We start from the raw sequence: 24,215 nt of genomic DNA, 5'->3' as shown, positions 1-24,215 counted from the left end.
CCCGTCAGGTGGAATGAAGTTGAGGTGAGGGGGTGTGCGACGCCGCGAGCGCATGCTCGATCGAGGTCGCAATGGCGCCGGCGGAGAGCCCGTGCTTCTTCAGCAGCGAGTCCTGAGAGCCGTAATTGTGCATGAAGCGGTCGGGCAGCGACAGCCGCAGCATCGCAGGGAAACCGGAGCCGAGCTTGTCGATCAGCGCCTCCGCGACCGCGCTGCCGAGGCCGCCGGAGGGCACGTGCTCCTCCAGCGTTGCCACGAGCCGGGTGCCGCGGATCGCCTGCAGCAGCGCTGCGGTATCGAGCGGCTTCACGGTATGCATGTGCAGGATGCCGGCGCGAATGCCTTGCGCGGCCAGCAGGTCGGCTGCGGCGAGGGCGCGCTGGAGCATGATGCCGGTGGTCACCATGAGGACGTCGCCGGGCGGCCGCATCAGGATGGCTTTGCCGATCTCGAAGCCGTGCTCGGCCTTGGACACGATGGCATCGCCGCCCTTGCCGAGCCGGATGTAGATCGGGCCCTTCCAATCCAGCGTCTGCTCCATCATGCGCGCAGCCTCGTCGGCGTCGCACGGGCAGATCACCGTCATGTTGGGCAGCGCCCGCATGATGGCGATGTCCTCGATCGCCTGGTGCGTGGGACCGAGCGGCGCATAGACGAGGCCGCCGCCATTGGCGATCAGCCGTACCGGCAGATTGTGCAGGCAGAGATCGACCGCGACCTGCTCGTAGCAGCGGCGGGTGAGGAAGGTCGCGATGGTGTTGACGTAAGGCACGAAGCCCTCCATCGCGAGACCGGCCGACATGCCGATGATATGCGCTTCCGAGATGCCCTCGATCAGGTGGCGCTTGGGAAACTCCTTGCTCATCGCGCGCAGCGTGCCGGCACCCGGATCGGAGCCGATGTAAAGCACACGCTCGTCGCGCGCGGCGAGCTTGTGGACCATGTTCATCGCGGTGTTGCGCATGGGGAGCCGATCAAAAATCGCCGACGGCGACGCGAATGGCGTCGAGCTCGCTGTCGGTCAGCTTGTTCTTGTGATGCCAATCGGCATTGGATTCCGCAGCCGGAAGACCCTTGCCCTTGACGGTATGGCAGACGATGGCGGTGGGCTTGCCGGCAACGGCCGGGAGCTGCTTCAGGACCATGCGCAGTGCGCCGACGTCGTGGCCGTTGACCTCCTGCACCGCGAAGCCGAAGCTGCGCCACTTGTCCGCGAGCGGCTCCAGCGGCAGCACGTAGTCGGTGGGGCCGTAGCTCTGCAGCTTGTTGTAGTCGATCAGCGCGACGAGGTTGTCGAGGCCGTGCTTGGTCGCGCCCATCGCCGCTTCCCACACCGATCCCTCGTTGATCTCGCCGTCGCCGAGCAGCACGAAGGTGCGGTAGCTGCGCTCGCGCATGCGGGCGGCGAGCGCAAGGCCGACGCCGATCGAGAGGCCATGTCCGAGCGCGCCGGTCGAGGCCTCGACGCCGGGCACCATGCCGTATTCGGGATGTCCGCCCAGAATGCTGTCGGGACCGCAAAAGCCGTCCAGCTCCGACAGCGGGAAGAAGCCGCGATCGGCCAAAAGCGCATAGAGCGCCAGACATCCGTGTCCCTTGCTGAGGATGGCGCGGTCGCGATCGGGATCGCCCGGGTTCTTCGGGTCGATCCGCAGCACGTCGTCGTAAAGCACGCGGACCATCTCGATCAGCGACAGGGCAGGCCCGACATGGCCGCGTCCCGCGGAGCGGACAGAACCGAGGACCAGGCGGCGCAAATAGAGGCTCCGCTCGTCCAGCGTGCAGGTGAGAGCAGCTTCAGCGTGGGGTGAGATCTGGATCACGTTGGCAAATCGTTTGGTGGAGCCGACGGGCTTTGTCGAGCTGGCCGGCAAGGCGGACCGTCAGATCGCCACCTTGCGCAGCCAGGGCACGCCGGGAGCGGCTTTCCGGCAAATAGGCATTCAGGACAATCAGGCACCAAATCGCCCCGAACACAGGATACAGTACGTCAAGGCGGACCGCAAACGCGTCATCCCCAGCCGCGAAAGCGCGCGAGAGCCGCTCGATCAATCGGTTCGCATCCGCCACGGGCAGACCGCTGCCGGGGTGAATCGCGGTGTCGGACACGAGCTTGACCGGGTCGTCCCAGCCGAAATACTCGAAGTCGATGAAGCGCAATTTGCCGTCGTCGGTGCGCAGTGCGTTGTGTAGTCCGCAATCCGACGGGCTCAATGCACGTTGGGCGGGCGCAAGGTCCGCGGCGGGATCCAGGCCCCGTTCCGCATAGCGCCGACGGAGTTGCCGGATCGCGACGGCAGCGGTGGGAACCAGGCTGCCGTCCATGAACGCGCGCAGATCCGGATGATCATCCGAAGTCCGCCTCAGGTCGTCGAGGCGTTGCTCGTACTGGGCGATGGCCGCCTCGGCCGAGAAGATGCTGGCCGACGCATTCCGCAGAGTCTGCGCGCCTTCAGCGTCGTGCAGCTTTTGCAGCTCGATCAGGAAATCGGCCAACTGGTCGGCGTCGTCGGGCTGCGGATGCAGGACCGCGGGTTCACCGTCTAACCATTGATACAGCGCACAGAACGCGGCCGGATCCTTCGCGATCGGCCGCGGCGTCGCATTGATACCGTGGCGCGAGAGAAACGAGAGCGCGTCATATTCCTGTCCCAGCCGATCGCGCCCGTCGGACGGATAGTGCTTGAGGGCGAGCGGCGGGCCTTCCGCCATCTCCAGCCGAAACACCCGGTTGTTGCCGCCGGCCCGCGCCGGTTGCGCCGCCGCGACCCGCGCCCCGGAGAGGCGGCTGCCGATCGAGACCGCATCCTGTGCGCTGAGGTCCGACTGGCTCATGCTCCGAACACTCCGCGGTGGATATCGGCCCAGGTCGCGAGCGGCTCGCAATGCGCGGGATGCGGCGGCCGCGACTGCGTGAACAGGATCGATCGCGTCGCCTTCGGAAAATGCGGCTGCTCGAAGACGTCGACGAGATCGTCAATGAAGATGTCGAGCTGCAGGCTTGCCAACCGCTCGACCTTGGCCGCCAGCGTGTCCTCGAAATAGACATTGCCCGCCGAGATCGCCGCGTCGGCGGTGTCGATGAGACCCGCGCTCTTCAGCCAGCCACGCGCAGCCTCGCGCAAGTCGACCCGATCGGGATCCTGATGGCCGAACTGCGTCTTGTGGCTGACGATATGGACACTCGCGCCGGCCTTGCGGCACGCGGCAAGGAACTCGCGGACGCCAGGGTTGATCTCGGCGCCGCCGATTCCCTTGCCGTAGACGAAGCCCTGCAGCCCCTGCCAGGCAAGCTCGCCGCCGGCGCGGGATCGCAAGAAATCCCGCACGTCGGTCTTCAGCCCGTCCCAGCCCTCCGGCACCAGCCCGCGCTGGCGCGCGGCCGCGGCAAAGACCTTGTCGTAGCAGATGATCGTGTTGTCGAAATCGATGCCGATCCGCACGCCGCTCACTTCAGGCTGATGTTCTGCATCATCTTGATGTTGAAATACCTGGGATCGTTGAGTGAGTTCGGCAGGCGGCCCGCCCTGAAGGCGTCCACGAGCCCTGACACGGCCTGCTCGATCGTGTGCGTCGGCGCAAAGCCGAGCTCGCGGCGGATCTTCTCCGACGACACGTGGTAGGAACGGAGATCGTCGGTCGGCTCGACGGCCACGTCGACATTGTTGCCGACCACCGATTTGACGATGTCGGCGATCTTCATCAGCGAGTGGTTTTCGTAGCCGATGTTGTAGGTCTTGCCGTCGATCTTCGCATCATCCTGCCGCAGCAGGAACAGATAGGCCGCCGTCATGTCCTGGATGTGCAGATTGGGCCGCTTCTGCGTTCCGCCGAACACGCGGATGCGGCCGGTGTTGACGGCCAGATTGGTCAGGATGTTGACGACGACGTCGAGCCGCTGCCGCGGAGCGTAGCCGCAGACGGTGGCAGGGCGAACCGTGCAGGTGACGAAGCCGGACGCGGCCTCGTCGGCAAGATCGGTCTCGCACATCGCCTTGAACTTGGAGTAGTCGGTGAGCGGCTCGCAGGACAGCTCCTCGGTCACCTCGGCCTCGTCCTTGATGCCGTAGACGCTCGAGGAGGAGGCGTAGATGAAGCGCTTGATACCCGCCTTCTTCGCGGCGCGTACCATCGGACGGAAGCAGTCGTAGTTGATGGACTTGCCGAGTGCCGGGTCTAGCTCGAACGAGGGATCGTTGGAGATGCAGGCGAGGTGGATCACCGCGTTGTTGCCGCGCAGGGCCTCGTTGACCGCGGCCTCATCGCGGATGTCGCCCTTGATCAGGCGGAGGTTCGGATTGTCACGAACGGCGTCGAAGACGTCCTCGCCATACATGAACAAGTCGAGCACGGTGACCTTGTGGCCCGCGGCAAGCAATTGCGGAACCAGCACGCTGCCGACGTAGCCGGCGCCACCGGTGACCATCACATTCCATTTCCGATCAATCACTGTCGTTCTCCGGATTCTTCGATCGCGCTACTTCAACAACGCGGTGACGAACTTGACCAGCGGCGCCTTCTCGACCGAGTTGCGGTGACCGACGATGCCGACCTTGATCGCGCCCGCCGCATTGCCGATGAAGGCGACGTCCTCGATGTTGCCGCCGGCCGCCACCAGCGGCGCCGTGATTGTCAGGAAGGCATCGCCCGCACCGACGGTGTCGACGACGGTCTTGGTGAAAGCAGGGACGCGCGCAACGCCGGTCTTTGACGAGAAGGGGTAGCAGCCGAAGGAGCCGTGCGTGATGATCATGTTGTCACAATCGATCTTGCGATGCAGGCCGCCCTCGATCACCGATGCGATGTCGTTGAACTTGTCGGTGGCGGCCAGGCGCGCTTCCGGTGCGTCGATGCAGATGTAGTCGGCCCGCGGATACTTCGTGATCAGGTTGTAGCCGTGGTTGCCGCTGTTGCTCTGGGCGTTGACGGCCAGGAACTTGGAATTCGCGATCAAGGCGTCGATCGTGCTGGATGCGATCATGCCGTGACCGAAATCGGTGACGATGACGACGTCGGCCCCGCGGACGCGCTCGGCGGTGACGCGGTCGATCTCCGTGCGCGCGGCCTCATCGAGCGGCGTATCGTCCATCGTGTAGACTTCGAACAGCTTGTGCAGATAGCCCATCTCGACGTACCGCAGCTTGCGGGTGGTCGGGCGGCCCTGAACGCGGATCGGCGTGAGCTTTACGTTCGGGCGGACATGCGCCCGAATGAACTCTTCGGGGTAGTCGTTGCCACCCAGCGTCGTGACGATCTCGACCGACTTGCAGAAGCTCGCGACGTGATTGGCCGCGGCAATGACGCCGCCGGCAAACTGCTCGCCGTTCTTGAGCAGGGTCGCGACGATGTTCTCCTTGGAGGCCTTCCCGAGCGCCGTGACGTATTGGTATTCGTCGATGATGGTGTCGCCGACCAGCACGACGTGCATGTCCTGAATCTTGTCGATCAGCTTCAGCAGGCGTTCGGCGCCGCCGCCATCGCGCACCTTCTGGAGGTAGTCGCGCAGCGGCGGATCGTAGATGTCGAAATAACGGTTCAGCAGCGACGACGAGCTGAACGTCACGTCCCGCGTGAAGACGATGCGCCCGCCGTGACGCTCGACCGCCTCGCGCTCCACTGCGATCTTGCCGGTCACGTCATCCTCGGGATTCTCGTAGTCCGAGCCCTTCACGTAGATGTCGGGGCGCACGGTATCGAGGACCGGCTCGGCGCTGGAGGTCTGATTGATGCCGACCCAGTCGACCGTGCCGAGCGCGGCCAGCATCTCGGCGCGCATGTTCTCCGGAAAGATCGGCCGTCCCGGGCCCTTGTTGACGTAACGGTCCGCGGTGATGGTCACCACGACGACGTCGGCCTCGTTGCGGGCTGCCAGGATGTGCCGGACGTGACCGAGATGCACCAGATCGAACACGCCGTGGCAGAGCGCAACGGTCAGGCCCTCAGCCTGCGCGGCGCGCGCAATCTCGCCGAGCTCCTCGATCGTCTTGATCTTCTCGTGCGGTGCCGGATGGCCGGCCGGCCTGTCTGTCGCAGCATTACCCATGTGAATGACCCAAGGCGCCGGTCGGTCTCAGTTGGCCGGCCCGGACGTGATCGGCTGGCGGCAAAATTGGGGGGTGAACGAATCTGCTCAACGGCTTGCCTTCTGCGGGGTGACCTTGTCGTCACCGAGATATTTGAACCAGTCCTTGGTGGCGTCGGCGATCTTGTCCACCGTCCAGAGCGGAGCGTCCTTGTACTGGTCCATCGACCTCAACATCGTCGCAACGCCGTCCTCGAACTTCACCTTCGGCGCCCATTTCAGGACCCGCTTGATCTTGCTGATGTCGGCGTAGGTGCAGTCGGGCTCGCCCGGGCGCTTGGGAATGTGGACCTTGTCGCCGCCGAGGAGCTCGACCAGGCGGTTCACGCTGTAGGTGTTGTCCGAGCCGACATTGAAGATCTCGTGCGAGACGTCGGAGCGCGCGGCGGTCACGAAGGCATCGGCGACGTCGCTGACGAAGGTGAAGTCGCGCGTCTGCTCGCCGTCGCCGACCACCGTGAAGGGCTTGCCCGCCAGCTTCTGTGCCATGAACACGCCGAACACGGCGCCGTAGGTGCCGGTGGTGCGATGGCGCGGTCCGAACACGTTGAACAGGCGCAGCGCCACGGCGGGCAGCTTGTAGACCTGGCACCAGTGCATGACGCATTGCTCACCGAGATTCTTGGTGAGCGCGTAGGGATACATCGGCCGGATCTCGGAACTCTCCGGCGTGGGATAGACATCCGGAATGCCGTAGCAGGAGGAGGAAGCCGCATAGATGAAGCGGCTGGCGCCCGCGTGCCGCGCCGCTTCGAGAACGTTGACCGTGCCGTCGACATTGGCGCGATGATAGGGGATCGGCGATTCGATCGAGGGTACGATGTCCGCCAGCGCGGCGAGATGGAAGACCCAATCCACCCCGTGGAAATACGGTTTGATCGCGTCCAGATCGGTGACGTCCGCCCGCACGACCTTCAACTGGCTCGAACCGGCGCGTGCGGCGAGGTTTTCAGCGCGTCCGATCACGAAATTATCGAGCGCAATGACCTCATGGCCGTCATCGAGCAGGCGATCGACGAGGTGACTTCCAATGAACCCGGCGCCGCCAGTAACAATGCATTTCATAGGGAACATCCGTGACGCGAATGCCCAGCGAAATAGGCTCGCCAATGTTGAGTGAAACCCGAAAAGCCGACTATCAGCCGCCCGCAAACTTTGCAAGTATTATACCTTTGCAATCCTTGGTAATAGCCGGTATCACCCGGTAATGTTGCAATCGAGCCGTCAGCCCATGCCTGCCGAATCCGTCGATCCCGACCACAAGGCTTTCCTCGACGATTACGTGGGGCGCCTGCATCGCGCGACGGCGGTCGACGACGGTATTTTTGCGAGGATCTCCGCGACGCGCGCGTCCTGGTTACGCACGCGCGAGCAGGGCGGTCGCGTCATCTTCATCGGCAACGGCGGGTCGGCCGGCATCGCTTCGCATTTGGCGATCGATCTGGCGAAGAATGCGTCAGTGCCCGCTCTCTGCTTCAGCGATGCGAGCATGATGTCGTGCCTTGCCAACGATTACGGGTTCGAGGACTGGATCGCGCACGCCGTGCGGCTGAATGCGCGCGCCGGCGATTGCCTCGTCGCGATCAGCTCGTCGGGGCGTTCGAAGAACATCCTCAACGCGGTCACGCAGGCGCGCAAGATGAAGCTCGACGTGATCACGTTGTCGGGCATGAACGCGGACAATCCGCTGCGCAATCTCGGCGACGTCAATTTCTGGGTCGACAGCCGCAGCTACAACATTGTCGAGACCACGCACCAGTTCTGGATGATGGCCGCAATCGACCTCGTCATCGGTCGTGCGGAATATCCGGCGTCCTGAGGCGGCATCCGATGCAGTCGCGATTCAAGCATGCGGCCCTGTTTTCGGTGAAGCTGCTGCTGTCGATCGCCGTGCTGGTCTACATCGCGCGCGGTCTCGACCTGCGCCAGCTGCGCGACCATCTCGTCTCGGTCGATCCGGTCCTGTTCGTCGTCGCGCTTGCGCTGATCTTCGTCCAGACCTTCGTGCTCAACGGCCGGTGGGAGCTGATCATGCGCGCGTTCGGCGTGTCGCTGGATTGGCTCGCCGGCTGGCGGATACTGATGACCAGCCTCTGGTTCAATCAGGTGTTGCCGTCATCGGTCGGCGGTGACGCGGTGCGGATCTGGCTGCTGCGTCAACGCAGCGTGCAGTGGCCGGAGGCGGTCAAGGGCGTTGCAGCCGACCGCTTCACGGCATTGATCGGACTGGTCGTGCTGATGGTGGCCGGATTGCCGTTTCTGTTGTCGCGCGTGTCGAATCACGCTGCGATCCTGGCGATCGGCGGACTGACGGTGGCCGGCGTCGCCGGCACGCTGGTCCTGTTGACGCTCGACCGTCTGCCGAAACGCTTCACTGCGCTTCCCGCGATCGCGAGCTTCGTGCGGTTCGGAACGCTGGTCAGGTTTTTGCTCCTGCAGTCCGAGCGCCGTGCGCTGCTGTTCGGATCGGCGCTCCTCATCCATCTCGTCACCGCCGCGGCCTGCTACACCTTGGCGCGCGGCGTCGGAGCGCATCTCTCTGTCCTCGACGCCGGCATTCTGATTCCGCCGGTGGTGCTGTTGACGGCGGTCCCCATCTCGATCAGCGGCTGGGGCGTTCGCGAGGGAGCGATGGTCGCCTGCCTGGGTCTGGCGGGTGTGTCGTCCGAGCAGGCGCTGTCGGTATCGCTCCTGCTGGGCGCCATTAGCGTGATCATCGGGCTCGTCGGTGGCGTAATCTGGCTGGCAAGTCCGGAGCGCGGCTCGTATTCGGCCGACAAGGTGGCCAAGGCAGCGGAGGACGCGCCCGGCTACGGGCTGGGCAACGAGGCCTCGAGCCACCCATGACCCGCTTGAGCCCGTTGCCGATCTGGTCTTCACAGGGTGGGACTATCCCACTCGCGCGCGTATCTCATTCTTCGGTTGCACGATGAAAAACCTGTTCTACGTCCGCAATACTTGCCGCCTCTGTCATTCCGACAAGCAAGAGCTGGTCGTCCCGATGGCAGGCATGCCGATCGGCACGCCGAACTTCCAGGTGCCGAACGCCAGCGTCGACGATCCCGTGTTCCGCGCTGCGGTGCCGATGGCGCTGCATCTGTGCCGGGACTGCGGCCACCTCCAGATCCTCCATGTCGGCAATCCGGAGATCCAGTACCGAAACTATGTCTATACCACCTCGCTCTCACTCGGCCTGCGCGAGCATTTCGCTACCTATGCCGACGACGTCGTCAGCCGTTTCGGCATTGCGTCGGGTTCGCTGGTGGTCGAGCTCGGCAGCAATGACGGATCGCTGCTCGGCTTCTTCAAGGAGCGGGGGATGCGGGTGCTGGGTGTTGATCCCGCCGTCGACATCGCGCGGCGCGCCACGGAGGCGGGCATCGAGACCATCGGCGATTTCTTCACCGATGCCGTCGGTCGCCGCATCCTGCAGAGCCATGGCGCGGCGAGCGTCGTGATCGCCAACAACATGATCGCCAATGTCGACAATCTGGATCCGCTGGTGATCGGGGTTCGCGACGTGCTCGCGCCGGACGGATTGTTCGTCTTCGAAACGCAATACGGCGTCGACGTCACCGAGAAGAACCTGCTCGATACCGTCTATCACGAGCATCTGTCGTATTTTAACATCAAGCCGCTGATCCGTTTCTTCGCCCGGCTGGGCATGGAGCTGATCGACGTCCAGCACATCTGGACCAAGGGCGGTTCGATCCGCGTGACCGTGCAGCGCGCCGGCGGCGCCAAGAAACCGTCGGCCGAGGTCGCGCGTTTCGTTGCCGAGGAAGACCGGCTCGGCGTCGATCAGCCGGCCTATTATGTGCCGTACGTGAAGAGGATCGCCGCCATCCGTGACGAATTGGTCGCGATGGCAGATGCCGCCCATGCGCGCGGTGAGCTGGTCGCCGGCTATGGCGTCTCGGTGGGCACCACGACGCTGCTGCCGCAGTTCGGCCTGGAGAACAAGATCGACTTCCTGGTGGACGACGATCCCAACAAGGGGAAGGTGATGGCGGGCCCCGGCTATGACATCCCGATCCTGCCGCCTGCCGCTCTCTACGAGCGCAAACCCGCGTTCGTCGTGGTCTTCGCCTGGCGCTATGTCGACCCGATCCGGGCCAAGCACGCCCGCTATTTCGCCGAAGGCGGGAAGTTCGTGGTGCCGCTGCCGGGGATTTCCATGGTCGACCGGGCCGACTGACGGCTCCCGATAGCCTTGCCGGGGATGGGATGGCGCGTTCCGGGCGGTCGACAAGTCCTTGATCCACATGGCCTCTGCACGACCCTCGGGGGGAGGGCGGCCTGCCCGGGCGAACTCTCTCTACCTTGACCTTTGGCCGCATCCGCAGTAGATACCCGGCACTCGCAGCCGGCCCGTTAGACGCGGATTTCCGGCGCGGCCTTGAAATCCCCGAACAATCGAGCCCGGTTTCCGGCTCATCCTTCGAGACAGAGGGCTGGGCCAACGGCGGCTGTTCGGATCCCTGAAATTCATTTGCGTCTGTCGACGGACGCTGGACCTCAAGCGATGGCAGTCAGCCCGTTCAAGTTCTTGCAGGAAGTGCGCTCGGAGACTGCCAAGGTCACCTGGCCGACCCGCCGTGAGACCACGATCACCACCATCATGGTGTTCGTCATGGTCGCGGTGGCTTCGATCTTCTTCTTCGCCGCCGACCTGATCATTCGCTACCTCGTCACCTTCCTCCTGGGCATTCAATGATGGCAACAGCAACCGCTCAAGTGTCCGACAAGCGCTGGTACATCGTCCACGCCTATTCGAACTTCGAGAAGAAGGTCGCCGAATCGATCCGCGAGCAGGCCAAGCAGCGCGGGCTCGAGGAGCTGTTCGAGCTGGTGCTGGTTCCGACCGAGAAGGTCACGGAAGTGCGCCGCGGCCGCAAGATCGACGCCGAGCGCAAGTTCTTCCCCGGCTACGTGCTGGTGAAGATGAAGCTGACCGACGAGGCGTTCCATCTGATCAAGAACACGCCGAAGGTCACGGGCTTCCTCGGCGCCGAGAACAAGCCGATGCCGATCTCGGAAGCCGAGGCCATGCGCATCCTGCACCAGGTGCAGGAGGGCGTGGAACGACCGAAGGCGTCGGTGTCGTTCGAGATCGGCGAGAACGTGCGCGTGGCCGACGGCCCGTTCGCCTCGTTCTCGGGTGTGGTCGAGGAGATCGATGAGGCGCGCTCGCGCGTGAAGGTCGCCGTGTCGATCTTCGGCCGCGCGACGCCGGTCGAGCTGGAATTCGGTCAGGTCGAGAAGGTCTGATCGGGTAACGCGGGAGGCTTCGGTCTCGCGCAACAAGAGGCCGTGGGAGGGAGGGGCGGTTGCCAGCCGCATCCGACCCAGACCACGAACCTGAAACCGCCGGTCCTGCCGGCACAACAGGAGTGATACATGGCAAAGAAAGTGACCGGATACCTGAAGCTTCAGGTCCCGGCCGGCGCGGCGAATCCCTCGCCCCCGATCGGTCCCGCGCTCGGTCAGCGCGGTCTCAACATCATGGAGTTCTGCAAGGCGTTCAACGCCCAGACCCAGAAGGAAGAGAAGAACACCCCGATCCCGGTGATCATCACCATCTATGCGGACCGTTCCTTCACCTTCGAGATGAAGACGCCGCCGATGTCCTACTTCCTCAAGCAGGCTGCAAAAATCCAGTCCGGCTCGAAGGCGCCGGGCCGCGACAAGGCCGGCAAGGTGACCAAGGCGCAGGTGCGCGAGATCGCCGAGAAGAAGATGAAGGACTTGAATTGCGACACCATCGAATCGGCCATGAAGATGGTCGAGGGCTCGGCCCGTTCGATGGGTCTGGAAGTTGCGGGGTAAGCGGCCATGGCAATCGGAAAGCGTTTGAACAAAGCCCGCGAAGGCATTGACCGCGAAAAGCTTTACCCGCTCGCGGACGCCATCAAGATGGTCAAGGAACGCGCGAAAGCGAAGTTCGACGAGACCATCGAGGTCGCGATCAATCTCGGCGTCGATCCGCGCCACGCCGACCAGATGGTCCGCGGTGTCGTGACCCTGCCAAACGGCACCGGCCGTACGCTCCGCGTCGGCGTGTTCGCCCGCGGCGCCAAGGCCGATGAAGCCAAGGCCGCCGGTGCGGACGTCGTCGGCGCCGAGGACCTGGTCGAGAAGGTGCAGAACGGCACGATCGATTTCGACCGCTGTATCGCCACCCCCGACATGATGCCGCTGGTCGGCCGCCTCGGTAAGGTGCTCGGCCCGCGCGGCCTGATGCCGAACCCGAAGATCGGTACCGTGACCATGGACGTCACCGGTGCGGTGAAGGGCGCCAAGGGCGGCTCGGTCGAGTTCCGCGTCGAGAAGGCCGGCATCCTGCAGGCCGGCGTCGGCAAGGCCTCGTTCTCCGAGGAGAAGCTGGTCGAGAACATCAAGGCTCTGGCTGACGCGGTCTCCAAGGCGAAGCCGGCCGGTTCCAAGGGCACCTACATCCAGCGCGTTGCGGTGTCCTCGACGATGGGCCCCGGCGTGAAGGTCGAGCCGGGCACCATTCTCGGCTGAGGTTTGGAAATTGCATGAGGCGAGGGGCGGGATCGGGCGACCGATTCCGCCCCTCGTCGTTTGTGGCGGCGCTCTTCGGAAACAACAACAATGGCTGACAAGGTCCTGATCTACTCGCGCTTTCCCAAGTCGATGATGGCGCGCTTCGCCGAGCGGTTCGAGCTGCTCGACACCGGCGGCAAGCCCGTGCGGGAGGTGTTTCCGGCGGAGGAGCTGGGCGGCATCCGCGCACTGCTGACTGCTGGCGGCTCGCCACTCGGTGCGGAGGCGATGGACCTGTTTCCGAAGCTGGGCGCCATCGTCTGCTATGGGACTGGCTATGATGGCGTCGACTTGAAGGCGGCGGCCAGCCGGAACATCGCGGTCGGTCACAGCCCAGGTGCCAATGCGGCTTCTGTCGCCGACATCGCGATGACCTTGATGCTGGCGACGACGCGGCGGATTTTGGTGGCCGACCAATATGTCCGCAGCGGCGATTGGGCGGCCTCGAAACAGTCGCCGATGATGCGTCCCCAGGCCGGCATGCCCGGCCGCCGCATCGGCATCTACGGCATGGGTGAGATCGGCCGCAAAATCGCCGCGCGCTGTGCTGCTTTCGAGAGCGAGGTCGGCTATTTCAGCCGCACCCGGTATGATCTGCCCTATCAGTACTTTCAGACCCTGGAGGCGCTCGCCGATTGGTGCAGCGTCCTGATGATCGCGGTGCGGGCAGGGGCCGAGACCCAACATGCCGTCAACGCCGATATCCTCAGGCGCCTCGGGGCGGAGGGCTACGTCGTCAACATCTCCCGCGGCTCCGTCATCGACGAGAAGGCGCTGGTCGCGGCGCTCACCGACAAGACGATCGCGGGGGCGGGCCTCGACGTCTTCGAGAAGGAACCGCACGCGCCTGACGCCCTGACCGAACTCCCCAACGTGGTGTTCGCCCCGCATATCGGCGGCCACACCCTGGATTCGCACGTCGCGATGCAGAACTGCGTGCTGGCCAACCTGACCGCGTTCTTCGAGGGCAAACCGCTGCCGTATCGGGTCAAATCGGCCTGAATCGGCCCTTGTTGGGCCATCTCAAGCCCAACCGCCAATCGATTGGAACTGGTGTGAATTTTGCTCTTGGCAAGCAGGCTCCGAGCGGTTAAAGAACCGCCTCCGGACGTGCCGGCCTCGGCTGGCGCGTTCGTGCACGCATTCCGAAAACCCGACACGACAGGAGATCATTCCTTTTCAGGACGTCCGTGAGGATTTGCCCGAAAAGGAAGGAAGATCCGTCTTTTGGCAGGGATGCGGGCAGAGGTCGGGCGGTTCGCCGGCTGACCTCGTCCTGTCCAAGACTGCAGGCGCCCGCGGGGAATCTCGATTCCTCAACGGCTTAATCGCATGGCCTGCATAGACGGGTGAAGACCGGATTTCACTTCGCATCCAGCTTTAAGGGCTGGTTTTGCGAAACGGGTCTGGTTCGGACCTCGACACGCCGTGGGCCCTTGGGCTCCCGGAGGGCAGGCTTTGAATTGTCGTCTTGCCCGGCGTGTCCGATGGGTTTTTGACCCGGAGGTTCAGGTTTGGGCGGGACGATGGGTGCAACCCGGCGGTCCCGCTTCTCGCGATGACCGCCAACCGGAGAGAGCTTGCTGTGGAACGAGCGGCAAAAAAAGAAGCGGTCGAACAGCTCAACGAGGTCTTCAAGACCACGAGCGTCGCGATCGTTGCTCAATATTCCGGCCTCACCGTCGCCCAGATGCAGAAGCTGCGCCAGCAGATGAAGCAGGCGGGTGCCGCGGTGAAGGTCTCGAAGAACCGTCTCGCCAAAATTGCTCTTGAAGGCACTGACGTCGTTGCCATCGGCCCCATGCTGAAGGGGCCGACCGTGATCGCGACTTCGAACGATCCGGTAGCGGCGCCAAAGGTCGCCATCGAATTCGCCAAGGCGAACGAAAAGTTCGTCATCGTCGGCGGATCGATGGGGAAGACCGTCCTGAATGTCGACGGTGTGAAGGCGCTTGCCTCGCTGCCGTCGCTTGACGAACTGCGCGGCAAGATCGTCGGCCTCATCGTGGCCCCGGCGACCAAGCTGGCCCAGCTCGCCAACGCGCCCGCGGGCAAGCTCGCGCGCGTCATCCAGGCTCATGCCTCAAAGGGCGAAGCGGCCTGACGCCCTTCGCAAAACTCAAACCCGAACCAGACTTACAGTTAAGGAAACTGAACAATGGCTGACCTGCAGAAGATCGTTGACGACCTCTCGAGCCTGACCGTGCTCGAAGCTGCCGAACTCGCGAAGCTCCTCGAAGAGAAGTGGGGCGTTTCGGCTGCCGCGGCTGTCGCCGTGGCCGGCCCGGCCGCTGGCGGCGGCGGTGCTGCCGCTCCGGCGGAAGAGAAGACCGAGTTCACGGTCGTTCTCGCCAGCGCCGGCGACAAGAAGATCGAGGTCATCAAGGAAGTCCGCGCCATCACCGGTCTCGGCCTGAAGGAAGCAAAGGACCTCGTCGAGGGTGCTCCGAAGCCGCTGAAGGAAGGCGTGAACAAGGACGAAGCCGACAAGATCAAGGCCCAGCTCGAGAAGGCTGGCGCCAAGGTCGAGCTCAAGTAAGCACTGCTTACTGGCGGGATCCCGGGCGGGCAACGGCTCTGCCCGGGATCCTGGTCCCCCTTCGAGAGGGTGGACCGGAATGCAAAAGGCGTGCGACGGAACGATCCGACGCAGGCCAAACACGAAAAAGTGTGGGGATTTGAGGGTTTGACCCTCGAATCTGCACTATTGTCGCCCCATATCGGGTCGGCAGCACGAAAGCGCGGTGGGCAGGGATGCCGGATTTCCCTGTAAGCCGTTGGGAGAGCAGGCTATTTCGGGCTTTTGCAGTCCGTGAAGATGATCGTTGTGACGGGCGGGCGCGCATCTGCGCCCCGCGCGTCGTTTTGCGTTTTGAAGGTCTGAAGAACAGATTCAGGACATCGGCGCCTGAAACTGCGTCTCCGGCCCCCCAAGACGGGTTCGAAAATTCAACCCGGAAAGCGGTGGCAGCCGCGGTCCGGACGGTGCGCCCAGGGCGGGCGACGAAAATGAGAGGCCACGATGGCGCAGCAGACATTCACCGGTCGCAAACGCGTTCGCAAGTTCTTCGGACACATCAAGGAAGTCGCCGAGATGCCGAACCTCATCGAGGTTCAGAAGGCGTCCTATGACCAGTTCCTGATGGTGGACGAACCCCAGGGCGGACGTCTCGACGAGGGTCTGCAGGCGGTGTTCCGCTCGGTGTTTCCGATCTCCGACTTCTCCGGCACCTCGATGCTGGAATTCGTCCGCTACGAGTTCGAGCAGCCGAAATACGACGTCGACGAGTGCCGCCAGCGCGGCATGACCTTCGCTGCGCCCCTCAAGGTGACGCTGCGCCTCATCGTGTTCGATATCGACGAGGAAACCGGCGCGAAGTCGGTGAAGGACATCAAGGAGCAGGACGTCTACATGGGCGACATCCCGCTCATGACGATGAACGGCACCTTCATCGTCAACGGCACCGAGCGCGTCATCGTCTCGCAGATGCACCGTTCGCCCGGCGTGTTCTTCGACCACGACAAGGGCAAGACCCATTCCTCGGGCAAGCTGCTGTTCGCCGCCCGCGTCATCCCGTATCGCGGCTCCTGGCTCGACATCGAGTTCGACGCCAAGGACATCGTCTATGCGCGTATCGACCGTCGCCGCAAGATTCCGGTGACGTCGCTGATGTTCGCCCTCGGCCTCGACGGCGAGGCGATCCTCTCAACGTTCTACAAGAAGATTCTCTACAAGCGGACCAAGGAAGGCTGGCGCGTTCCGTTCGACGCCAACCGCTTCCGCGGCTACTCCACGGTCAACGACCTGATCGATGCCGACACCGGCAAGGTTGTGCTCGAGGCCGGCAAGAAGCTCACCGTCCGCGCCGCCCGCCAGCTCCAGGAGAAGGGGCTGAAGGCGCTGCGCATGGCCGACGAGGAGCTGGTCGGCAACTACGTCGCCGAGGATCTCGTCAACCCCAAGACCGGTGAGATCCACGCCGAGGCCGGTGAGGAGATCACCGACAAGCTGATGAAGGCGCTCAACGAGCAGGGCTACAAAGAGCTGCCGCTGCTCGACATCGACCACGTCAATGTCGGCCCCTACATCCGCAACACGCTCTCGGCCGACAAGAACATGACGCGCGAGGACGCGCTGTTCGACATCTACCGCGTGATGCGTCCGGGCGAGCCGCCGACGCTGGAATCGGCGCAGGCCATGTTCCAGTCGCTGTTCTTCGACGCCGAGCGCTACGACCTCTCCGCGGTCGGCCGCGTCAAGATGAACATGCGCCTCGACCTCGATGCGCCCGACACCCAGCGCACGCTGCGCAAGGAGGACATCCTCTCCGTCATCAAGACGCTGGTGGATCTGCGCGACGGCAAGGGCGAGATCGACGACATCGACCATCTCGGCAACCGCCGCGTGCGTTCGGTCGGCGAGCTCATGGAGAACCAGTACCGCATCGGCCTGTTGCGCATGGAGCGCGCGATCAAGGAGCGCATGTCCTCGGTCGACATCGACACGGTCATGCCGCAGGACCTGATCAACGCCAAGCCGGCCGCCGCCGCGGTGCGCGAGTTCTTCGGCTCCTCGCAGCTCTCGCAGTTCATGGACCAGACCAACCCGCTCAGCGAGATCACCCACAAGCGCCGTCTCTCGGCGCTCGGACCGGGCGGTCTCACCCGCGAGCGCGCTGGCTTCGAGGTGCGCGACGTGCACCCGACGCATTACGGCCGCATCTGCCCGATCGAGACGCCGGAAGGTCCGAACATCGGCCTGATCAACTCGCTCGCGACCTTCGCGCGCGTGAACAAGTACGGCTTCGTCGAGACGCCGTATCGCAAGGTCAAGGATGGCCGTGTCACCGACGAGGTCGTGTACCTGTCGGCGATGGAGGAAGGGCGCTATTCCGTGGCCCAGGCCAACGTGCCGGTCGACGCCAAGGGCCGCTTCACCGAAGACCTCGTGGTCTGCCGTTCGAGCGGCACCCGCGACGTCGTGCCGATGACGCCCGACAAGGTCGACTACATGGACGTGTCGCCGAAGCAGCTCGTTTCGGTCGCCGCGGCGCTGATCCCGTTCCTCGAGAACGACGACGCCAACCGCGCGCTGATGGGCTCGAACATGCAGCGCCAGGCGGTGCCGCTGGTTCGCGCCGAGGCGCCGTTCGTCGGCACCGGCATGGAGGGCGTGGTTGCCCGTGACTCGGGCGCTGCGATCGCGGCGCGCCGTTCGGGCGTGATCGACCAGATCGATGCGACCCGCGTCGTCATCCGCGCCACGGAAGATCTCGATCCGACCAAGTCGGGCGTCGATATCTACCGCCTGATGAAGTACCAGCGCTCGAACCAGTCGACCTGCATCAACCAGCGTCCGCTGGTGAAGGTCGGCGACGTCGTCAGGAAGGGCGACATCATCGCCGACGGTCCTTCGACCGATCTCGGCGAGCTCGCGCTCGGCCGCAACGTGCTGGTCGCGTTCATGCCGTGGAACGGCTACAACTTCGAAGACTCGATCCTGCTCTCCGAGCGGATCGTGAAGGAGGACGTCTTCACCTCGATCCACATCGAGGAGTTCGAGGTGATGGCCCGCGACACCAAGCTCGGACCCGAGGAAATCACCCGCGACATTCCGAACGTCTCGGAAGAAGCGCTGAAGAACCTCGACGAAGCCGGTATCGTCTACATCGGCGCGGAAGTGCGCGCCGGCGACATCCTGGTCGGCAAGATCACGCCGAAGGGCGAAAGCCCGATGACGCCGGAAGAGAAGCTGCTGCGCGCCATCTTCGGCGAGAAGGCCTCCGACGTCCGCGACACCTCGCTGCGCGTTCCCCCGGGCGTGCAGGGCACCATCGTCGAAGTGCGCGTGTTCAACCGCCACGGCGTCGACAAGGACGAGCGTGCGCTGGCGATCGAGCGGGAGGAGATCGAGCGCCTCGCCAAGGACCGCGACGACGAGCAGGCGATCCTGGACCGCAACGTCTACAACCGTCTTGCCGAGCTGCTCGAGGGACGGCAGGGCATTGCAGGTCCCAAGGGCTTCAAGAAGGACACCAAGATCACCCGTGCGGTGCTCGAGGAGTATCCGAAGTCGCAATGGTGGCTGTTCGCTTCGCCGAACGACAAGCTGATGGCCGAGATCGAGGCCATGCGGAAGCAGTACGACGAGTCGAAGAAGGGACTGGAACAGCGCTTCCTCGACAAGGTCGAGAAGCTTCAGCGCGGTGACGAATTGCCGCCCGGCGTGATGAAGATGGTCAAGGTCTTCGTCGCGGTGAAGCGCAAGATCCAGCCCGGCGACAAGATGGCCGGCCGCCACGGCAACAAGGGCGTGGTGTCGAAGATCGTGCCGATCGAGGACATGCCGTTCCTCGAAGACGGCACGCATGCCGACATCGTGCTCAATCCGCTCGGCGTGCCTTCGCGCATGAACGTCGGACAGATCCTCGAGACCCATCTCGGCTGGGCCTGCGCCGGCCTCGGCAAGCGTATCGGCCAGACCGTCGATGCGTACCTGTCGAAGCAGGACATCAAGCCGCTGAAGGAGACCTTGAAGAAGGTCTACGGCGAGGACGAGACGATCAAGTCGCTCAACGACAACGAGCTGCTCGAACTCGGCCATAACCTCAGCCGCGGCGTGCCGATCGCAACCCCGGTGTTCGACGGCGCCAAGGAAGCCGATATCGAGGAGATGCTGAAGCTTGCTGGTCTCGACGCTTCGGGTCAGTCGACCGTCTATGACGGCCGCACCGGCGATCCGTTCGATCGCAAGGTGACGGTGGGCTACATCTACATGCTCAAGCTGCACCATCTGGTCGACGACAAGATCCATGCGCGTTCGATCGGTCCGTACTCGCTCGTCACCCAGCAGCCGCTGGGCGGCAAGGCGCAGTTCGGCGGCCAGCGCTTCGGCGAAATGGAGGTGTGGGCGCTCGAGGCTTACGGCGCGGCGTACACGCTCCAGGAGATGCTGACGGTGAAGTCGGACGACGTCGCCGGCCGTACCAAGGTGTACGAGGCGATCGTGCGCGGCGACGACACGTTCGAGGCCGGTATTCCGGAATCGTTCAACGTGCTGGTCAAGGAAATGCGCTCGCTCGGCCTCAACGTCGACCTGCACAACTCCAAGATGGGACCGGCGCCGACGTCGGAAGCGGCCGAGTAATTCGACCTGTCATGCCCGGCCTTCGCGGCCGGGCATCGGCGCCCCGCCCGAGGCCTTGAGGGCAGGGCGCCATGCAGAAGTGATTTTCGAATTTGCGGCCGGAGGCGACCGGCACGCGAGGAGAAGACGATGAACCAAGAAATTATGAATCTCTTCAACCCGACGACGCCGGCTCAGGTCTTCGACCAGATCCGGATCTCGATCGCGTCTCCAGAGAAGATTCTGTCCTGGTCCTACGGCGAGATCAAGAAGCCGGAGACCATCAACTATCGTACCTTCAAGCCCGAGCGCGACGGCCTGTTCTGCGCCCGCATCTTCGGGCCGATCAAGGACTACGAGTGCTTGTGCGGCAAGTACAAGCGCATGAAGTACAAGGGCATCATCTGCGAGAAGTGCTCGGTCGAGGTCACGCTGTCGCGCGTCCGGCGCGAGCGCATGGGTCATATCGAGCTCGCAGCCCCCGTCGCGCACATCTGGTTCCTGAAGTCGCTGCCCTCGCGCATCGGCCTCCTGCTCGACATGACGCTGAAGGATCTCGAGCGGATCCTCTACTTCGAATATTACGTCGTGCTCGAGCCGGGCCTCACCGCGCTGAAGGACCGTCAGCTGCTGTCGGAAGACGAGTATCTGAAGGCGCAGGACGAGTACGGCCAGGACAGCTTCACCGCCATGATCGGCGCCGAGGCGATCCGCGAGCTGCTCAAGGGCATGGACCTCGAGAAGCTCGAGGCCTCGCTGCGTGCCGAGATGCAGGAGACCGACTCCGACATCAAGCACAAGAAGCTCGCCAAGCGTCTGAAGATCGTGGAAGCGTTCCGCCATTCCGGCAACAAGCCGGAATGGATGATCATGACCGTGATCCCGGTGATTCCGCCGGACCTGCGTCCGCTGGTGCCGCTGGACGGCGGCCGTTTCGCGACCTCTGATCTCAACGACCTCTATCGCCGCGTCATCAACCGCAACAACCGCTTGAAGCGGCTGATGGAGCTGCGCGCGCCCGACATCATCATCCGCAACGAGAAGCGCATGCTTCAGGAAGCGGTCGATGCGCTGTTCGACAACGGCCGCCGCGGCCGCGTCATCACCGGCGCCAACAAGCGTCCGCTGAAGTCGCTCGCCGACATGCTCAAGGGCAAGCAGGGCCGCTTCCGCCAGAACCTGCTCGGCAAGCGCGTCGACTATTCGGGCCGTTCGGTGATCGTGGTCGGTCCCGAGCTGCGCCTGCATCAGTGCGGCCTGCCGAAGAAGATGGCGCTCGAGCTGTTCAAGCCGTTCATCTATTCGCGGCTCGACGCCAAGGGCCTGTCCACCACCGTGAAGCAGGCCAAGAAGCTGGTCGAGAAGGAACGGCCCGAGGTCTGGGACATCCTGGACGAGGTGATCCGCGAGCATCCGGTGCTGCTCAACCGCGCCCCGACGCTGCACCGCCTCGGCATTCAGGCATTCGAGCCCGTGCTGATCGAGGGCAAGGCGATCCAGCTTCACCCGCTGGTCTGCTCCGCGTTCAACGCCGACTTCGACGGCGACCAGATGGCCGTGCACGTTCCGCTGTCGCTCGAAGCGCAGCTGGAAGCGCGCGTCCTGATGATGTCGACCAACAACATCCTGCATCCCGCGAACGGCCAGCCGATCATCGTGCCGTCGCAGGACATCGTGCTCGGTCTGTACTACGTCTCGATCATGCGCGAAGGCCTGCCCGGCGAGGGCAAGGTGTTCGGCGACATGGCCGAGCTCGAGCATGCGCTGCACGCGAAGGTCATCCACCTCCACACCAAGATCAAGTACCGGTGGGAAGGCATGGACGAGACCGGCAAGGTCTCCAAGCGCTGGATCGAGACCACCGCCGGCCGCGTCATGCTCGGCAATCTGCTGCCGAAGAACCCGCGCATCTCCTACGAGATCATCAACAAGCTGATGACCAAGCGCGAGATCTCCGGCGTCATCGACCAGGTCTACCGCCACTGCGGCCAGAAGGAGACGGTGATCTTCTGCGACCGCATCATGGCGCTCGGCTTCTACAACGCGTTCAAGGCCGGCATCTCGTTCGGCAAGGACGACATGGTCGTGCCGCACGGCAAGTGGAAGATCGTCGACACCACCCGTACGCTGGCGAAGGATTTCGAGCAGCAGTACAACGACGGCCTGATCACCCATGGCGAGAAGTACAACAAGGTCGTCGACGCCTGGTCGAAGGCCACGGAAGAAATCGCCAAGGCGATGATGAAGGAGATCTCCGCCACCAAGAAGACGGCGAGCGGAGCCGACGCCGACATCAACTCGATCTACATGATGGCTCACTCCGGTGCCCGCGGTTCGCCGGCCCAGATGCGCCAGCTCGCCGGCATGCGCGGCCTGATGGCCAAGCCGTCGGGCGAGATCATCGAGACGCCGATCATCTCGAACTTCAAGGAAGGCCTCTCGGTGCTCGAGTACTTCAACTCGACCCACGGCGCCCGCAAGGGCCTCGCGGACACCGCTTTGAAGACCGCGAACTCCGGCTACCTGACCCGTCGTCTCGTCGACGTGGCGCAGGACTGCATCATCACGCAGAGCGACTGCGGCACCAAGCTCGGCATCAAGATGCGCGCCATCGTCGACGCCGGTACCGTGGTCGCCTCGCTCGGCTCGCGCATCCTCGGACGCACGGCCTGCGAAGACGTGCGTGACAGCTCGGGCCAGGTGATCGTCAAGCGCGATACGCTGATGGAAGAGAGCCACGTGGATGCCATCCATCAGGCCGGCATCCAGGAGGTGAAGATCCGCTCGGCGCTGACCTGCGAGCTCGTCAACGGCATCTGCGGCAAGTGCTACGGCCGCGACCTCGCCCGCGGCACGCCGGTCAACCATGGCGAAGCGGTTGGCGTGATCGCGGCGCAGTCGATCGGCGAGCCGGGCACCCAGCTCACCATGCGCACCTTCCACATCGGCGGTGCGGCGCAGCTCAACGAGCAGTCCTTCGTCGAAGCCAACTTCGACGGCAAGATCGTGATCAGGAACAAGGCCATCGCCCGCAACAGCGAAGGTCACCTTATCGCGATGGTGCGCAACATGGTTGTCGCGATCGTCGATGCCGATGGCACCGAGCGTGCGACGCACCGTATCCAGTACGGTTCGCGTCTGCACGTCGACGAGGGCGACATGGTCAAGCGCGGCCAGCGCATCGTCGAATGGGATCCCTACACCCGTCCGCTGCTCACCGAGGTCGAAGGAACCATCGGCTTCGAGGATCTGGTCGAGGGGCAGTCGATCTCGGAAACGCTCGACGAGGCCACCGGTATCGCCAAGCGCGTGGTCATCGACTGGCGTTCGACGCGCGGCGGCTCGGACCTGCGTCCGGCCATCGTGGTGAAGGGCAAGGACGGCAAGGTGCTCAAGCTCGCCCGTGGCGGCGATGCCCGCTACATGCTGTCGGTCGACGCCATTCTCTCGGTCGACATCGGAGCCAAGGTCCAGCCGGGCGACATCCTCGCCCGTGTGTCGACCGAAAGCGCCAAGACGCGTGACATCACCGGCGGTCTGCCGCGGGTGGCGGAACTGTTCGAGGCTCGGCGCCCGAAGGATGCGGCGATCATCGCCGAAATCGCGGGCACCATCCGGTTCGGGCGCGACTACAAGAACAAGCGTCGCATCTCGATCGAGCCGATGGACAAGACCGACGAGCCGCGCGAGTACCTGATCCCGAAGGGCAAGCACATCCACCTTCAGGACGGCGACGTCGTCGAAAAGGGCGACTTCATCGTGGAAGGCAACCCGGCGCCGCACGACATCCTCGCGGTCAAGGGCATCGAGGAGCTCGCTGCCTATCTGGTCAACGAGATCCAGGAGGTCTACCGGCTGCAGGGCGTGCTCATCAACGACAAGCACATCGAGGTGATTGTCCGTCAGATGCTCCAGAAGGTGGAAATCACCGACCAGGGCGACACGGACATGATCTCCGGCGAGCAGGTCGACAAGATCGAGTTCGACGCGCTGAACGTGAAGGCCAAGGAAGAGGGCAAGAAGCCCGCCACGGGAACGCCGGTTCTGCTCGGCATCACCAAGGCGAGCCTCCAGACCCGCTCCTTCTTCTCGGCGGCATCGTTCCAGGAGACCACCCGCGTCCTCACCGAGGCGGCGGTCAACGGCAAGATCGATCCGCTCGAAGGCCTCAAGGAGAACGTCATCGTCGGCCGGCTGATCCCGGCGGGCACCGGCGCCTCCATGGCCAAGATCCGCGAAGTCGCCATGAAGCGCGACAAGCTGATCCTGGACGAGCGCGAGAAGCAGGCCGCCGTCGTGTCGCCGGCGCCGGAAGCCGAGCTTCCTGCGCTGCCGCCCGCGGAATGATCGTTCATCCGTAGGAATACCGAGGACAATGAAAAGGCCGGCTTTTGCCGGCCTTTTTGCTGCTTTGTTGCGATGCGGGATCAACCTTTG

19 protein-coding genes are annotated in these 24,215 nt (G+C 64.0%); 12 read left to right on the top strand and 7 right to left on the bottom strand.

Annotation, left to right across the window (positions count from 1 at the left end):
• Positions 1-4: 4 nt before the first annotated feature.
• The 7 genes from I6F16_RS19690 to I6F16_RS19660 form a co-directional block, all read right to left on the bottom strand.
• Entirely contained in the window at positions 5-964 is a 960-nt protein-coding gene (locus tag I6F16_RS19690; RefSeq protein ID WP_036010951.1) for a transketolase C-terminal domain-containing protein, read from the bottom strand.
• Between the two features lie 10 nt (positions 965-974).
• Positions 975-1,823: a transketolase gene (locus I6F16_RS19685; RefSeq protein ID WP_225113235.1), complete on the bottom strand. Its 849-nt coding sequence runs from the start codon at positions 1,821-1,823 to the stop codon at positions 975-977.
• Positions 1,798-2,835 carry an aminoglycoside phosphotransferase family protein gene (locus I6F16_RS19680; RefSeq protein ID WP_225113234.1) on the bottom strand — a complete coding sequence of 346 codons (1,038 nt, stop codon included), beginning with the start codon at positions 2,833-2,835 and terminating at the stop codon, positions 1,798-1,800. Before I6F16_RS19680 ends, I6F16_RS19685 begins: the two co-directional genes overlap by 26 nt.
• The gene (locus tag I6F16_RS19675; protein WP_225113233.1) at positions 2,832-3,443 is read right to left on the bottom strand and encodes a hypothetical protein; all 612 of its coding nucleotides are present in this window, start codon (positions 3,441-3,443) and stop codon (positions 2,832-2,834) included. Before I6F16_RS19675 ends, I6F16_RS19680 begins: the two co-directional genes overlap by 4 nt.
• A 5-nt stretch (positions 3,444-3,448) precedes the next feature.
• Positions 3,449-4,450, bottom strand: a complete 1,002-nt coding sequence (locus I6F16_RS19670; protein WP_225113232.1) for an SDR family oxidoreductase — start codon at positions 4,448-4,450, stop codon at positions 3,449-3,451.
• 27 nt (positions 4,451-4,477) lie between these two features.
• A complete protein-coding gene (locus I6F16_RS19665) occupies positions 4,478-6,043 on the bottom strand; it encodes a PfkB family carbohydrate kinase (protein WP_050991860.1) in 1,566 nt (521 codons plus the stop codon).
• Positions 6,044-6,130: 87 nt separating this feature from the next.
• Positions 6,131-7,147 carry an SDR family oxidoreductase gene (locus I6F16_RS19660; protein ID WP_036041505.1) on the bottom strand — a complete coding sequence of 339 codons (1,017 nt, stop codon included), beginning with the start codon at positions 7,145-7,147 and terminating at the stop codon, positions 6,131-6,133.
• Positions 7,148-7,313: 166 nt separating this feature from the next.
• On the opposite strand from I6F16_RS19660, the gene I6F16_RS19655 reads away from it, so the two are divergent.
• The 12 genes from I6F16_RS19655 (at position 7,314) to rpoC (ending at position 24,125) form a co-directional block, all read left to right on the top strand.
• Complete coding sequence (locus I6F16_RS19655; protein WP_225113231.1) at positions 7,314-7,901, top strand: SIS domain-containing protein; 588 nt, start codon at positions 7,314-7,316, stop codon at positions 7,899-7,901.
• Between the two features lie 11 nt (positions 7,902-7,912).
• Positions 7,913-8,929 (top strand): lysylphosphatidylglycerol synthase transmembrane domain-containing protein, encoded by a 1,017-nt coding sequence (locus I6F16_RS19650; protein WP_225173949.1) that lies wholly within the window; start codon positions 7,913-7,915, stop codon positions 8,927-8,929.
• An 82-nt stretch (positions 8,930-9,011) separates the two neighbouring features.
• Positions 9,012-10,280, top strand: a complete 1,269-nt coding sequence (locus tag I6F16_RS19645) for a class I SAM-dependent methyltransferase (protein WP_109143353.1) — start codon at positions 9,012-9,014, stop codon at positions 10,278-10,280.
• Positions 10,281-10,607: 327 nt separating this feature from the next.
• On the top strand, positions 10,608-10,799 hold the full coding sequence (secE, locus tag I6F16_RS19640; protein ID WP_036010992.1) for a preprotein translocase subunit SecE: 192 nt from the start codon (positions 10,608-10,610) through the stop codon (positions 10,797-10,799).
• The gene (nusG, locus tag I6F16_RS19635; RefSeq protein ID WP_018647229.1) at positions 10,799-11,353 is read left to right on the top strand and encodes a transcription termination/antitermination protein NusG; all 555 of its coding nucleotides are present in this window, start codon (positions 10,799-10,801) and stop codon (positions 11,351-11,353) included. The genes secE and nusG overlap by 1 nt, the downstream gene beginning before the upstream one ends.
• Before the next feature lie 129 nt (positions 11,354-11,482).
• Positions 11,483-11,911 (top strand): 50S ribosomal protein L11, encoded by a 429-nt coding sequence (gene rplK, locus I6F16_RS19630; RefSeq protein WP_011088164.1) that lies wholly within the window; start codon positions 11,483-11,485, stop codon positions 11,909-11,911.
• 6 nt (positions 11,912-11,917) lie between these two features.
• Complete coding sequence (gene rplA, locus I6F16_RS19625; RefSeq protein ID WP_025037003.1) at positions 11,918-12,610, top strand: 50S ribosomal protein L1; 693 nt, start codon at positions 11,918-11,920, stop codon at positions 12,608-12,610.
• Positions 12,611-12,700: 90 nt separating this feature from the next.
• Complete coding sequence (locus tag I6F16_RS19620; protein WP_225113229.1) at positions 12,701-13,654, top strand: 2-hydroxyacid dehydrogenase; 954 nt, start codon at positions 12,701-12,703, stop codon at positions 13,652-13,654.
• 583 nt (positions 13,655-14,237) lie between these two features.
• Positions 14,238-14,756, top strand: coding sequence for a 50S ribosomal protein L10 (gene rplJ, locus I6F16_RS19615; protein WP_036010998.1), 519 nt, complete (start codon positions 14,238-14,240; stop codon positions 14,754-14,756).
• Between the two features lie 54 nt (positions 14,757-14,810).
• Positions 14,811-15,191: a 50S ribosomal protein L7/L12 gene (rplL, locus tag I6F16_RS19610; protein WP_036027614.1), complete on the top strand. Its 381-nt coding sequence runs from the start codon at positions 14,811-14,813 to the stop codon at positions 15,189-15,191.
• 483 nt (positions 15,192-15,674) lie between these two features.
• On the top strand, positions 15,675-19,799 hold the full coding sequence (gene rpoB, locus I6F16_RS19605) for a DNA-directed RNA polymerase subunit beta (protein WP_036027612.1): 4,125 nt from the start codon (positions 15,675-15,677) through the stop codon (positions 19,797-19,799).
• A 129-nt stretch (positions 19,800-19,928) separates the two neighbouring features.
• The gene (gene rpoC / locus I6F16_RS19600) at positions 19,929-24,125 is read left to right on the top strand and encodes a DNA-directed RNA polymerase subunit beta' (RefSeq protein WP_036011015.1); all 4,197 of its coding nucleotides are present in this window, start codon (positions 19,929-19,931) and stop codon (positions 24,123-24,125) included.
• The last annotated feature ends 90 nt before the right edge of the window (positions 24,126-24,215 follow it).

The sequence above is a fragment of the Bradyrhizobium sp. IC4060 genome (assembly GCF_020193715.1).
In the GTDB taxonomy this organism is placed as follows: domain Bacteria; phylum Pseudomonadota; class Alphaproteobacteria; order Rhizobiales; family Xanthobacteraceae; genus Bradyrhizobium; species Bradyrhizobium yuanmingense.
The sequence above is the reverse complement of the archived record's forward strand: the minus strand, read 5'-3'. Positions and strand labels throughout refer to the sequence as shown.

Coding starts and splice junctions, on each gene's coding strand:
- I6F16_RS19645 (WP_109143353.1), top strand. CDS start 9,012: ATGAAAAACCTGTTCTACGTCCGCAATACTTGCCGCCTCTGTCATTCC.
- nusG (WP_018647229.1), top strand. CDS start 10,799: ATGGCAACAGCAACCGCTCAAGTGTCCGACAAGCGCTGGTACATCGTC.
- I6F16_RS19655 (WP_225113231.1), top strand. CDS start 7,314: ATGCCTGCCGAATCCGTCGATCCCGACCACAAGGCTTTCCTCGACGAT.
- I6F16_RS19650 (WP_225173949.1), top strand. CDS start 7,913: ATGCAGTCGCGATTCAAGCATGCGGCCCTGTTTTCGGTGAAGCTGCTG.
- rplK (WP_011088164.1), top strand. CDS start 11,483: ATGGCAAAGAAAGTGACCGGATACCTGAAGCTTCAGGTCCCGGCCGGC.
- rplL (WP_036027614.1), top strand. CDS start 14,811: ATGGCTGACCTGCAGAAGATCGTTGACGACCTCTCGAGCCTGACCGTG.
- I6F16_RS19680 (WP_225113234.1), bottom strand. CDS start 2,835: ATGAGCCAGTCGGACCTCAGCGCACAGGATGCGGTCTCGATCGGCAGC.
- secE (WP_036010992.1), top strand. CDS start 10,608: ATGGCAGTCAGCCCGTTCAAGTTCTTGCAGGAAGTGCGCTCGGAGACT.
- rplA (WP_025037003.1), top strand. CDS start 11,918: ATGGCAATCGGAAAGCGTTTGAACAAAGCCCGCGAAGGCATTGACCGC.
- rpoB (WP_036027612.1), top strand. CDS start 15,675: ATGGCGCAGCAGACATTCACCGGTCGCAAACGCGTTCGCAAGTTCTTC.
- I6F16_RS19665 (WP_050991860.1), bottom strand. CDS start 6,043: ATGGGTAATGCTGCGACAGACAGGCCGGCCGGCCATCCGGCACCGCAC.
- I6F16_RS19660 (WP_036041505.1), bottom strand. CDS start 7,147: ATGAAATGCATTGTTACTGGCGGCGCCGGGTTCATTGGAAGTCACCTC.
- rpoC (WP_036011015.1), top strand. CDS start 19,929: ATGAACCAAGAAATTATGAATCTCTTCAACCCGACGACGCCGGCTCAG.
- I6F16_RS19690 (WP_036010951.1), bottom strand. CDS start 964: ATGCGCAACACCGCGATGAACATGGTCCACAAGCTCGCCGCGCGCGAC.
- I6F16_RS19620 (WP_225113229.1), top strand. CDS start 12,701: ATGGCTGACAAGGTCCTGATCTACTCGCGCTTTCCCAAGTCGATGATG.